The organism is Pseudomonas sp. (genome assembly GCF_028293835.1).
In the GTDB taxonomy this organism is placed as follows: domain Bacteria; phylum Pseudomonadota; class Gammaproteobacteria; order Pseudomonadales; family Pseudomonadaceae; genus Aquipseudomonas.
The window spans coordinates 22,556-34,960 of sequence record NZ_JAQGNX010000144.1 but is presented as its reverse complement, the minus strand read 5'-3'; the positions used below and the strand labels follow the sequence as shown (position 1 = coordinate 34,960).

Below are 12,405 nucleotides of genomic sequence, written 5' to 3'. Positions count from 1 at the left end.
GGTGCAAACCCGGCCACTGCAGCCACGGCTGATTGTCACCGCGGACGACTTCGGCCTGCACGTCGCGGTTAACGAGGCCGTGGAGCGCGCCTATTGCGAGGGCGTTTTGAGTACCGCCAGCTTAATGGTTGCAGCCCCTGCAGCGGCCGATGCCGTGGAACGTGCGCGACGCTTTCCTCGTCTGGCGGTTGGCTTGCACCTGGTCTTGACCGACGGCAAGCCGATGCTGCCCGCAGCGCAGATCCCCGATCTGCTGGACGCACGGGGCGAATTCAACGGCGCCATGGTGCGTAACGGCTTCCGGTTCTTTTTTCTACCGCGGGTGCGACGACAATTGGGCGCGGAAATTCGTGCGCAGTTCGAAGCCTTCGCGGCCACTGGCCTGAAGCTGGATCACGTCAACGCGCATAAACATTTCCATTTGCACCCGACCGTGTTGTCGCTGTTACTTTCCATCGGCCGTGAGTTTGGTTTGCGCGCGGTGCGGCTACCTAACGATCCAGACATGGGCCCATGGTTGCGGCCCTGGCTGAGTCTGATGCGTTGGCGGTTGAAACGCGCCGGGGTTGTCCATAACGACTATGTGTTTGGCGTGCGCCACAGCGGCGGCATGGATGAAGGCATGTTGTTGCGCTTGCTGCGGCAATTGCCTGATGGCCTGTCGGAACTGTATTTGCACCCAGCCGTGCATGACGGATGGAGCGAGAGCATGACCAATTATCGTCATACCGACGAACTGGCAGCCTTGCTATCGCCCAAGGTCCGCAGCGTCATCGCAGTCCGCTATCGGCTGTGCAATGGTTTCAGCGATCCGGCGGCCGGGCCATGAAATACCTCACTTATCTGGCCGGTCTACTGGGGCTGGCGGCGATCATCCTGATTGTGATGCATCAAGACCGCGCAGCAATTGTTGAGACTTTCAATCATGCCGGTTGGGCGCTGCTTTGGCTGTTGCCACTGCACGCGCTGCCGTTACTGCTCGACGTCTTGGGCTGGCGCTTGTTGCTGGCCCCTCGCGACCCTGAACATCGTGCTGGGGTGTGGGTGCTGTTTTGGATTGCGACGGTTCGCGAAGCCTGCAGCCGGTTACTGCCGGTGGCTAACATCGGCGGGGAAATTGTTGGCATCCGCCTGGTCAAACAGCGCGGCATCGACGCTGCTGCGGCAGCCGCCAGCGTAATCATCGAAGTGCTGCTGACCCTGATCAATCAATACGTGTTCACTGCGTTGGGCATCGGTTTGCTGATCGTGCTGACCCATGAGGTAAACGCGTTGGACTCGGTGCTGATCGCCTTGGTGGCCAGCCTGCCGCTGCCGATTGGACTGTTGTTGTTGCTGCGCCACGGTCAGGTGTTTTCGCGCGTAGAGCGGGTCGCCGAAAAAATAATGGGTGGGCAGACACGGTTAACCGAGCTAATCAATGGGTCGCGCCTGGACCAGGATATTCGGGCGCTGAGCGCGCAGCCGTTACGCCTGCTCGGTGCAGGTGCCTGGCAGCTTGGCGGGTTTCTGCTGGGCACCCTCGAAACCTGGTTTGGGCTAAAAATGCTCGGGTACTCGGTGAGCATCGGTCAGGCCATCGCCCTGGAGGCGGTAACACAGGCGCTGCGTAATATCATCTTCATCGTACCGGCGGGCCTGGGCGTTCAGGAAGGCGGCATGATCCTGTTCGGCGGCCTGATCGGCTTACCCGCCGACGCCAGCCTTGCGCTGTCCCTGGTAAAACGCCTGCGCGAGGTGGGGTTTGGCGTGCCCGCGCTGATCTCCTGGCAATGGGTGGAGATGAGGCAGCGAACGTTGCGGTTGGTTTAAAACCTAATGAACTGCCCCCAAATAGTTGGACAAAATGGGCTACAGAGGTATCAACGCAGGCGTAACGCTTAGCGTTGGCTGAACCATTTGACCGCGTCCTCCAGGGCTAAGCGAGCAGGGCGGGGCATATAGCCAAGGTCACGCTCTGCCTTGGCGCTGCTGAAAAACATTTTCTTTTTTGACATCCTGATTTCTTCAACGGTGGCAATTGGCCGAGTTCCGGTCAAGCGTGCCCAGGCTTCGGCCAAATGGGCCACGGGCATAACCACCGCGTGTGGCAATCGCCAGCGGGGTGGTGAGCGCCCGGCAATCTCGGCGATCTGGAACAGCACATCGCGCAAGCTGAGGTTTTGCCCGCCAAGGACATAGCGCTCGCCCACCACGCCCAGCTGAAACGCCAACCAATGCCCCTCGGCGACGTCGTCCACATGCACTACATTTAGGCCCGTATCGACGTAGGCGGGCAGCCGGCCAGCGATCGCATCACGGACAATCCGGCCGGTGGGGGTGGGTTTGATGTCGTGGGGGCCGATGGGGGTTGATGGATTGACGATCACCACCGGCAGACCCTCGTCGGCGAATTCTTTCACCAGTGCTTCGGCGAGAAACTTGGAGCGCTTGTAATGCCCGACCATGTCACCCAATGCGACAGGCGTGTCTTCGTCACCGGGACGGCCATCACCCGGAAGACCCAAGGTTGCGACGCTGCTGGTGTAGACAATACGAGGCACACCGACTTGTCTGGCGGCGGCTAACAGGGCTCGCGTTCCGTCGACATTGGTCTGATAAAGTTGCTCGGGTATTGGCGCCCACAGTCGATAATCCGCCGCGACGTGGAACAGCGCGTCACAACCGTCACACGCATGCTGCAACGATGACGCCTGAGTGAGGTCGCCTTCGACGATCTGCACCGCGAGATCTTGCAGATTGCGCCGGTCGGAGTTCGCCCGCACCAGGACCCGCACGTAATGGTCGTCGCGCAGCAAGCGTCGCACCACCGCCGAGCCAACGAAGCCGGTGGCTCCCGTTACCAATATTTTCACGTTTTCACCGTCAATATTCTTGAACTATTTACCGGTAGGGACGGGTCCATATCAGCGAGTGCTGAATCGTCCACTGTGCAGGCGTACAGATGCTTCTAAACGCGATGAGTTAATCTGAGCCAGATTTTCTCAACTATTATTCATTTCAACAAGCAATCCAGACCGGGTATATGCGCTACCAGAAGGATGAAGGTAGTCGGTTTTTCGCCCACTGGCCGCCGTGTATTACCGCATGCAGTCCGCGCTCGGCGATAGGGATCTTTCGATGAAACGCGAGCTGAGCGAGTCGCCAAAGCGTTCTCCTCTGACCGCACCTGGCTCTTGAAAGAGGAAGGCTACTGCATGTCAATGTTGGAATCGAAACCTACAATAAACGTTCCCTTGAGCGACTCGGACGCTTACCAAAACCTCATACTGCCCAAAGTGTCCAGAACCTTTGCGCTCACCATTCCCCAGTTGCCGCCGCCATTGCGCCGGGCGGTAACCAATGCCTATTTGTTGTGCCGAGTCGCCGACACCATCGAGGACGAACCGGCTTTTTCTATCGAGCAAAAGCGCCACTACGAGAATGCATTCATTGATGCCGTCATGGGCCGAAGTGACCCGCAACGTTTCTCGGTTGAGCTGGCACCGCTGTTTTCCAGCGCCACGTCCCCGGCCGAGCGCGACTTGGTACGGCAACTGCCGCGGGTGTTGCAGGTCACCCACAGCTTGAAAACCACCCAACGGACAGCGATCAACAACTGCCTGAAGATCATGTCCCAGGGCATGTTCGATTTTCAGCGCAGGGTCGGTCGGCAGGGGCTGCAAACGCTTCGTGACATGGATTGCTATTGCTACTGCGTGGCGGGGGTGGTGGGTGAAATGTTGACTGAGTTACTCATCGACTTTGATCCGAAATTGGCCAGCCAGCGCGCGGCGCTGATGCCGCTGGCGGTTTCTTTCGGCCAAGGGTTGCAGATGACCAACGTGCTCAAAGACCAGTGGGAAGATTACAGCCACGGCGTTTGCTGGCTGCCGCAGGATGTGTTCGCCCGCTATGACGTCGACCTGTCGGGGTTACAGGCAGGCCTGCAGGGCGACAACTACGCGGGGGCAATGTCGGAGCTGATCGGTGTTGCCCATGCGCACCTGCGGCTGGCGCTGGATTACACGCTGATGATCCCTGTCAGGCACTCGGGGTTTCGGCGGTTTTGCTTGTGGAACATTGGCCTGGCAGTCATGACGCTGCGTAAGTTGCAGCAGCACCTGGATTTTCGCGCAGGGGATCAAGTCAAGATTTCCCATAGGGCCGTGGCGTTTACTATCTCGTTCACCCGGTTGAGTGAAAAGTCCAACACGGCTCTGCGTTGGTTGTTTGAAAAAGCTGCGCACAGTCTGCCACTGACGCCGTTGTCCGCAGAATGGATCGCCTCACCTCAGTCATCGCTGATGTGGCCTAAAAGTGCAGTGCCCTATTGCACCGACTCAACAGGGCGCGGCGCCACCGGCACCGACGATGTGCAGCCATGATGGAGCGCTCGTCATCCGTTGCCCCTGGCGTGGCCGAGGGCAACTCGAACGCACAGTTGGATCACGCCATCCAACGTGCACGGGATGCACTCCTGGCGCGACAACGTGCCGATGGCCATTGGTGTTTCGAACTGGAATCCGACTGCACGATCACTGCCGAATACATCCTGATGATGCACTTCACCGATGAGATCGACGAAGCATTACAGGCCAAAATGCTGCGCTACTTGCGCGCCGTTCAGGTGGTAGACGGCCATGGTGGCTGGTCGCAATACGTGGATGGCGCCATGGATATCTCGGGCACGGTGAAGGCGTATTACGCCCTCAAGATCGCCGGCGAAGATATAAATGCGCCGCATATGTGCCAGGCGCGTGAGGCGGTGCTGGGGTTGGGAGGGGCAGCCAAAAGTAATGTTTTTACCCGGATCTTGCTGGCGATGTTCCAGCAAGTACCTTGGCGGGCCGTCCCGTATATGCCAGTCGAGATCATGCTTTTGCCGCGTTGGGCACCCATCCATATCGAAAAAATATCCTACTGGGCTCGAACCACGCTGGTGCCCTTGACTATTCTTTGTTCGCTCAAGGCTAAAGCGGTCAATCCAAAAGGCGTCGATATCCGCGAATTGTTTGTCACCCCGCCAGAACTGGAGCGGGATTATTTCCTGAAGGGCGGCGTTTTAAACAGGCTGTTCCTAGGCGTCGACACACTGTGCCGTGGGCTTGACCGGTGGATGCCCAGATCGCTTCGTCGCCGCGCAATTCGCAAGGCCGAAGCCTGGATCCTGCCGCGCATGAACGGAGAGGACGGTGTCGGCGCCATTTTTCCGCCGATGGTCAACAGCTACGAGGCCATGACGTTGTTGGGCTATCCAGCGAATCATCCGGCGCGGCAGACGTGCCTGCGTTCAATTCAAAAGCTGGTAATCCACCGCGACGACGGGTCGGCCTATTGCCAGCCCTGCGTCTCCCCGGTGTGGGATACCGGCTGGGGTGCCATGGCCTTAATCCACAGTGGCGACGATGGACAGACCGACGTTGCGATTACCCGTGCCTGCGAATGGCTGGTGCAGCGTCAGGAATTGCACAGCGCCGGCGACTGGGCAGCGCGGGCGCCTTGGGCCGCGCCGGGTGGCTGGGCCTTTCAATATGCCAATGCCTATTACCCTGACATCGACGACACGGCGCTGGTTGCGGCGCTATTGCATGCCGTGGATCGACGTCGCGAACAGCCGGGGCTCCACCGTCTCAACACGGATCGCGCTGCCGATTGGATGCTCGCGTTGCAATCAAAAAACGGAGGCTTTGCGGCCTTTGATGCTGACAACACCTCTTACTATTTGAACGCCATCCCCTTTGCCGATCACGGGGCGTTGCTTGATCCACCGACGGCAGACGTTTCGGGAAGAGTGGCCGCCTGCCTGGGGATATTGGGGCGGGACAAAGACCATGCCGCCCAGCAGCGGTGCGTCGATTATCTGCGGACCAGCCAAGAGACCGATGGCAGTTGGTGGGGGCGGTGGGGCAGCAATTACATCTATGGAACCTGGAGCGCGCTGTCGGGATTGGTGCTGGCAGGGGAAGATGTCCAACAGCCTTACCTGCGCAAGTCACTGGACTGGCTGCGCGCAAAACAGCACGACGACGGCGGCTGGGGCGAGACGAACGACAGCTACCTTGACCCGGCGTTGGCAGGCACCAACGGCGGGGTCAGCACGCCGCATACCACCGCGTGGGCGGTGTTGGCCCAACTGATCATGGGCGAGGTCGAGTCCGACTCAGTACGTCGCGGTGTGGATTTTTTGATTAACCACCAGCAAACGGATGGGCTTTGGTCACATCCGTCGCACAATGCGCCTGGGTTTCCTCGGGTTTATTACCTCAAATACCATGGTTACGCGGCGTACTTTCCACTGTACGCGCTGGCTCGTTTTCGGTACCTGTTGCGCTCGTCAAGGTCGTGACCATGGGCCTGACAACGATGGGTATCGTCGTGGCGTTGCAAGCAGAGGCTGCGGCGTTGACCCTGCGCTCGGTACAGCCCGAATGCGTGGTGTATGTGAACGACGGGTGTTGTGTGTGGCTCAGCGGCATGGGCGCGGAAGCTGCGGGCACAGCTGCGTTGGCGTTAGTGAAAGCCGGGGCCAGGGCGCTAATGACGTTTGGCGTTAGCGGGGCGTTGGACAGCGGTTTACCCAGCGGGACGTTGTTCTGCCCGCAGCGCATTCTCGACGAACTCGGTGGGGTTTACTCGGCTGACGTCCCATGGCGTCATCAACTCCAGCGCCGATTGGTCAGCGCCCAGCTGCCCATGGAACCTGAAGGTACTCTGCTCAGCGTATCCAGACCGTTATTCACCGCAGCCGAAAAGGCGGTCGCCCGACATCATTACCAAGCAGTGGCGGTGGATATGGAAAGCGCTGCGGTAGCCGCAGTCGCGGCACAATTCGGTTTGCCATTTCTGGCCTTGCGCGCCGTTGTCGACGAATACGACGATGCCGTTCCTGAAGGGCTACTAGGCTCAGTTGATTCATGGGGTCGCCCCCAACTGACGCAATTGGTTTGGATGCTAATCCGCCGACCCCACATACTGGCGCGGTTGCCTGGGCTGGCCTCACAGATGAATAAGGCCGTGGCAGCACTGGCTGCTGCGGCGCCGTTTGTAACCGAATTTAAATCAGACATTGCATTGCAGCGCACAGCGGCATGGTGAAATTCAACCTCGACATTCAGTTGCCTTCACCGTCGGTTGCGCATCCAAGCATCCGTTGGCTGGTGAACTCCAGCGCTCGTCATCCCTTTATTACGCTGCTGTTGGCGGTGCTACTGGCCGCGCTCAGTCTAGGGGAGGCTGTGCGTGACCTCAGCATTGACACTGACTCGGACCATCTGTTTTCCGAGCACCTGCCATGGCGTCAGCAAAGCCTTGCCTTTGCCGCGCTATTCCCACAGTTCAGCGACACCTTGACGGTGGTGGTGCGGGGGCCGACTGAAGAAGAAACCCGGGAAACGGCGCTAGCGCTGACCCATGCGCTGGTAGCCGACCCAGAGCACTTTCGCTCAGTGACTACGCCTGGCATCAGTCGCTTTTTTGACCACGAAGGCTTGTTGTTACTGTCCGCCGATGAGCTGTCTAACACCATCGACAGCATGTTGAAGGCCGGGCAGCTACTTGAGCCGTTGGCCCGTGACCCCGCGGCCAGAGGCTTATTCACCGCGCTGGGGATGATGGTGCAGGCAGTGAGCTTCGGCATGGACCTGTCCGACTATGACCCGGCGCTTGGCAACATCGAGGCGACGTTGAGCGGTGCACTGGCTAACAACGCTCCGCCACTGTCCTGGCAGGCGCTGCTCACGCCGAACGTCCCAGGTCACGACGGCGGTCAGGCGCTGCTGCTGATTCATCCAATCCTTGATCACGGCGCCCTTGAACCCGGGCAGGCCGCAACCGAAGCGATGCTGAAAATCGCCGCAAATCTGCCTGATGTGCGGGCTGGCCGGGTCAAAATCAATTACACCGGTTCGGTACCGCTGTCAGACGAGGAGTTTCAATCACTGACAGATCGGGCGCTGCCCATCGCAGCAGGTAGCGCTGTGCTCGTGGTCTTTCTACTATTTCTCGCGCTACGCTCGTGGCGATTGATGCTGTCGGTAATGCTGACCCTGGTGTTGGGTTTGATTTACACCCTGGGCTTTGCCGCGTTTGCTGTTGGCCGTCTGAACCTGGTGTCGGTGGCGTTCGCGGTGTTGTTCATCGGCCTGGCAGTCGATTTTGGTATCCAGTTTGCCGTGCGTTTCAGCAGCCTGCAGCGCCAGGAGCATAAAGTCGCCGACGTGCTGCAGCGGACCGGTAATGAGGTGGGCGGGCAGATCGGCCTAGCCGCCCTGGCGACTGCGTGCGGTTTTTTGGCATTCGCTCCCACCTCATTTAGCGGTATGGCCGAGCTTGGGATGATTGCGGGTATCGGGATGCTGCTAGCCCTGGTGTGTACGTTGACGGTACTGCCCGCGCTGCTAAGTGTACTGGCACATAGCCGGCCTCGTGGCGAAGTGGCATTGCCGGGAGGGGCTTGGGTCGACGGTTGGCTGTCACGCAACGCCCTGGGGGTATTTTGCGTGTTTGTGCTGTTGGCGTTTGCGGGACTCTGGAGCGCATTGACCCTGCCTTTCGACGCGAATCCGCTGCATACCAAACGCCAGGACACGGAAGCGATGCAGACCCTGACCTCCCTGATGGGAGACCCGAACACCCACCCCTTCACCCTGAACGTACTTGCTGCCGATCTGCCTGACGCCAGGGCGCTCGCGGCACGAATTGCCGGGCTGCCAGAAGTGGCGCAGGTGGTTTCCGGTGCCGATTTTATTCCGGACGATCAGCCCGACAAACTGGAGCAACTCAAGCAGGCACTGGACCTGATGTATTCAGTGCTGGCCCCCCATGAACTCAAGCCACCCGCGACCGTCGCGGAGTTACGCAGGGTCGCCAGCGAAACCAGCGCTGCAATTTCCAGTATCTCCAACATGTTAAAGCCCAACTCCCCGTTACTGGATATCGGTACGTCCCTGGGTCAACTGGCCCAGGCGCCGGACGGTGCCCTGATGGCGGCCGACCTGTCGTTGTCGCGGTTTTTGCCGGACACGTTAAAGCGGCTAAACGATTCACTGTCGGCTCAGCCCATCACTCGCAAAAGCCTGCCGGACGGCCTTGCCCGAGACTGGTTCACTGCCGACGGCCGTGTGCGGGTTCAAATAACGCCAAGCGATCAGGTGCAAAGTAGTGCGGGACTGCGTGCATTTGTTCAAGCGGTTCAGGCGGTAGCGCCACAGGCCGTGGGCCCGGCGCTCGATACCGTGATGTCGGCCGACACGATCCTGCAGGCGTTTGCCCACGCGGCGGTTTACGCCACCCTGGCCATCGCTGCGGTGCTGATAATGGTCTTGCGAAGGGTCCGTGATGTCCTTTTGGTGATGGCCACGCTGCTGATGTCAGCCTTGCTGACTGCCCTGTTGGCGCGGGCGCTTGGGGTCTCGATCAACTTTGCTAATATCATCGCGTTGCCGCTGTTGCTCGGCGTCGGCGTATCGTTCAACGTCTACTTCGTCATGAATTGGCGAACCGGCATGCGTCAGTTCATCGGGTCAGCCACCGCCCGCGCCATCCTGTTTTCAGCGTTGACCACCGGCACTGCGTTCGGCAGCCTGGCCATCGCCCGCCATCCGGGTACGGCGAGTATGGGGATGATGCTGCTGCTCAGTCTGTTTGCCGTTTTGCTCTCGACTTTTGTCTTCCTTCCCGCCTTGTTGTATAGGCTTTCCAAACCGGTCCCAGCATGATCTCTCCAGGAGTTTCAGCGATGTCCATCACCCGTAGAAATGTCGTCCGTTGTCTGGCTCAGTTGGGTTTTATCAGCAGCGCCGCGTTGATGCCGCTGGCGGCTCAAGCGGCTGATGAAGACCCGTGGGAGGGGGTAAATCGTGTTATTTATCGCTTTAACGACACCCTGGATACCTACGCCCTGAAACCATTGGCGCAAGGTTATGAGTTCATCACGCCACAGTTTTTAGAGGACGGCATTCATAATTTCTTTAGAAATGTCGGCGACGTCGGCAACCTGGCCAATGATGTGCTGCAAGGCAAAGCACATGCCGCAGGGGTCGATACCGCTCGTTTGTTGATGAACACCACGCTGGGTGTGGCCGGATTCTTCGACGTAGGGACCAAAATGGGTTTGCAGCGCAATGACGAGGATTTCGGTTTGACCCTCGGTCACTGGGGCTTTCCCACCGGCCCGTATTTGATGCTGCCGTTCTTCGGCCCCAGCACAATACGCGACGGTATTGCCAAATACCCCGACGCCTACGTTTCACCGTACCCGTATATAAACGACGTCCCGGTGCGTAACAGCGCTTTTGCCCTCGATGTCGTGGATACACGCGCCAGCTTGCTGTCCAGCGAGAAACTGATCACCGGGGATAAATATACGTTTATCCGTAACGCTTACTTGCAGACACGGGAATTCAAAGTTAAAAACGGCAAAGTGCAGGATGATTTTTAACGGACGGATTGTTCCCGTTATCTGACCCACGCCGAATCTAGGGAAGGCGTCAGACCTGACGCACTATGTTTATTGGCCAATGACCACGAACAACGTGGGGTTGAGTGTTATGGAAAATAGCGCCGCCGCCAGCACCAGGCTCATTCCTTCAGCCGGGACCACGCCTGGACAGGAGAGTCACTCATCTGTAGGAGGTCGTCCGTCGTCCAGACGCCGCGCTGGGGCGCAGTTCAAGCTGTAGGACCTGCCGAAGGCTGCGATAGGCCGGGGTCGCAGCGACCGGCACCCCTTCAGCGGTTCACGAGGGCGACCGGTTCCCGGTCGAATCGCAGCCTTCGGCAGCTCCTACAGATTATTTTTTAAAATCAATAAGTTATGTATCGTTTGATAAGAGCCCAGTTACTTCCTCTTCTTACCCCCACCCAACAATGACCCCATCAAACCGCGCACCAACTCTCGGCCGATTTGGTTGGCCGCTGTTCGCATAGCGCTTTTCATGGCTTGCCCGGCCAGACCGTCGAAGAAACCGCTGGCCATCTCGGCAAGTCCGCCGCTCGGTTGTTTTGCCGCCGCGACGGTTTCGTCTTTGGTGATCACCTTGCGCGCCAACAGCATTTCGTACGCGGACTCGCGGTCCACTGCTTTGTCATAACGTCCAGCCAAAGGCGACTGAGCAATCAAACCCGCGCGCTCGGCTTCACTTAACGGACCGATTCGCGATTGCGGCGGTGCGATCAATACGCGCCGGACCCTTTCCGGCGTGCCTTTTTCTTGCAGCGTGCCGACCAGCGCTTCACCAATGCCCAGTTCAGTCAGCACCGCAAGGGTGTCGAACTCGGGGTTAGGGCGAAAACCGTCCGCCACGGCGCGCAGGGATCGCTGTTCCTTGCTGGTGAACGCGCGCAGGCCGTGCTGGATGCGCAATCCCAGTTGCGCGAGGATGGTGTCAGGTAAATCGCTGGGCGATTGGGTGACGAAATACACGCCCACGCCCTTGGAACGAATCAACCGAACGACCTGTTCAAGACGTTCTTGCAAGGCCTTTGGCGTATTGGCAAATAACAAATGCGCTTCATCGAAAAATAATGCCAACAGCGGTTTGTCGGCATCGCCTCGCTCAGGCAATTGCTCAAACAGTTCGGCCAGCAACCACAATAGGAAAGTGGCGTATACCTTGGGTGCCTCGTGCACCAGACGGCTGGCGTCCAGCAAGTGGATACGGCCTCGGCCATCACTGGCAGGTTGCAGAATGTCTTCCAGCTGAAGGGCAGGTTCACCAAACAACGCTTCAGCGCCTTGTTGTTCCAGCACCGCGAGCCGACGAAGCAGCGCCTGGCTGGATCCAGTGGTCATCAACGCGCTGTCTTCGCCCAGTAGCTGCGGCTGTTCGCGAAGGTGATTGAGCAGGGCCTTGAGGTCCTTGATGTCTAGCAACAACAAGCCCTCACGGTCTGCCACTTTAAAGGCGGCATACAGCGTTGATTGCTGGCTGTCGGTCAATTCCAGAAGACTGCCCAGCAACAGCGGACCCATTTCCGACAACGTGGTTCGCAACGGATGACCGGACTGGCCATGCACATCCCACAGCGTGACCGGATACCCTTGGGGGTGATGATTGAGCCACGGCATGCCGGCGATTCGTTCAGCGATTTTTCCTTGTGGGTTGCCAGCCGCGCCAAGCCCGCACAAGTCACCCTTGATATCGGCGGCGAATACAGCCACGCCCGCATCGCTGAAAGCTTCAGCCAGACGCTGCAAGGTCACGGTTTTGCCAGTGCCCGTCGCCCCGGCGATCAAGCCATGACGATTCGCCAGCCGCAGTGCTTGCCCCACCGGCTGCGCATCCGGGCTCGAGCCAAACAGAATCTGTTGAGAATCCGGCATGTCATCTCCGTCCATAAATGCTGTTAATTCATGAAAGGTCCCGGCAATGAGCGCCTATATGCCCGAAGCGCGGGACAAAAGAGTGCTGAATGTAATCAGCC

9 protein-coding genes are annotated in these 12,405 nt (G+C 58.9%); 7 read left to right on the top strand and 2 right to left on the bottom strand.

Annotation, left to right across the window (positions count from 1 at the left end; genetic code table 11):
- Window position 1 precedes the first annotated feature (1 nt).
- Together hpnK and JWR17_RS19810 are read left to right on the top strand one after the other, a co-directional pair.
- Window positions 2-829 carry a hopanoid biosynthesis-associated protein HpnK gene (gene hpnK / locus JWR17_RS19815; protein WP_299833994.1) on the top strand — a complete coding sequence of 276 codons (828 nt, stop codon included), beginning with the start codon at window positions 2-4 and terminating at the stop codon, window positions 827-829.
- Complete coding sequence (locus JWR17_RS19810) at window positions 826-1,812, top strand: flippase-like domain-containing protein (RefSeq protein ID WP_299833992.1); 987 nt, start codon at window positions 826-828, stop codon at window positions 1,810-1,812. Before hpnK ends, JWR17_RS19810 begins: the two co-directional genes overlap by 4 nt.
- 68 nt (window positions 1,813-1,880) lie before the next feature.
- On the opposite strand, the gene hpnA is transcribed toward JWR17_RS19810, so the two are convergent.
- Window positions 1,881-2,855: a hopanoid-associated sugar epimerase gene (gene hpnA / locus JWR17_RS19805; protein ID WP_299833990.1), complete on the bottom strand. Its 975-nt coding sequence runs from the start codon at window positions 2,853-2,855 to the stop codon at window positions 1,881-1,883.
- 342 nt (window positions 2,856-3,197) lie between these two features.
- On the opposite strand from hpnA, the gene JWR17_RS19800 reads away from it, so the two are divergent.
- The 5 genes from JWR17_RS19800 to JWR17_RS19780 all read left to right on the top strand — a co-directional run bounded on the left by JWR17_RS19800 (window position 3,198) and on the right by JWR17_RS19780 (window position 10,420).
- Window positions 3,198-4,367, top strand: coding sequence for a phytoene/squalene synthase family protein (locus JWR17_RS19800; protein ID WP_299833988.1), 1,170 nt, complete (start codon window positions 3,198-3,200; stop codon window positions 4,365-4,367).
- Window positions 4,364-6,328 (top strand): squalene--hopene cyclase, encoded by a 1,965-nt coding sequence (gene shc, locus JWR17_RS19795; RefSeq protein ID WP_299833986.1) that lies wholly within the window; start codon window positions 4,364-4,366, stop codon window positions 6,326-6,328. Before JWR17_RS19800 ends, shc begins: the two co-directional genes overlap by 4 nt.
- Window positions 6,329-6,330: 2 nt before the next feature.
- Window positions 6,331-7,077: a purine and other phosphorylase-like protein, family 1 gene (locus JWR17_RS19790; RefSeq protein ID WP_299833984.1), complete on the top strand. Its 747-nt coding sequence runs from the start codon at window positions 6,331-6,333 to the stop codon at window positions 7,075-7,077.
- The gene (locus JWR17_RS19785; RefSeq protein WP_299833981.1) at window positions 7,071-9,698 is read left to right on the top strand and encodes an MMPL family transporter; all 2,628 of its coding nucleotides are present in this window, start codon (window positions 7,071-7,073) and stop codon (window positions 9,696-9,698) included. The genes JWR17_RS19790 and JWR17_RS19785 overlap by 7 nt, the downstream gene beginning before the upstream one ends.
- A gap of 89 nt (window positions 9,699-9,787) precedes the next feature.
- Window positions 9,788-10,420, top strand: coding sequence for a VacJ family lipoprotein (locus JWR17_RS19780; protein ID WP_299834070.1), 633 nt, complete (start codon window positions 9,788-9,790; stop codon window positions 10,418-10,420).
- 399 nt (window positions 10,421-10,819) lie between these two features.
- On the opposite strand, the gene JWR17_RS19775 is transcribed toward JWR17_RS19780, so the two are convergent.
- Entirely contained in the window at window positions 10,820-12,304 is a 1,485-nt protein-coding gene (locus JWR17_RS19775; RefSeq protein ID WP_299833979.1) for a helicase HerA-like domain-containing protein, read from the bottom strand.
- Between the last annotated feature and the right edge of the window lie 101 nt (window positions 12,305-12,405).

Coding starts and splice junctions, on each gene's coding strand:
- JWR17_RS19810 (WP_299833992.1), top strand. CDS start 826: ATGAAATACCTCACTTATCTGGCCGGTCTACTGGGGCTGGCGGCGATC.
- JWR17_RS19800 (WP_299833988.1), top strand. CDS start 3,198: ATGTCAATGTTGGAATCGAAACCTACAATAAACGTTCCCTTGAGCGAC.
- shc (WP_299833986.1), top strand. CDS start 4,364: ATGATGGAGCGCTCGTCATCCGTTGCCCCTGGCGTGGCCGAGGGCAAC.
- JWR17_RS19790 (WP_299833984.1), top strand. CDS start 6,331: ATGGGCCTGACAACGATGGGTATCGTCGTGGCGTTGCAAGCAGAGGCT.
- JWR17_RS19785 (WP_299833981.1), top strand. CDS start 7,071: ATGGTGAAATTCAACCTCGACATTCAGTTGCCTTCACCGTCGGTTGCG.
- JWR17_RS19780 (WP_299834070.1), top strand. CDS start 9,788: ATGCCGCTGGCGGCTCAAGCGGCTGATGAAGACCCGTGGGAGGGGGTA.
- JWR17_RS19775 (WP_299833979.1), bottom strand. CDS start 12,304: ATGCCGGATTCTCAACAGATTCTGTTTGGCTCGAGCCCGGATGCGCAG.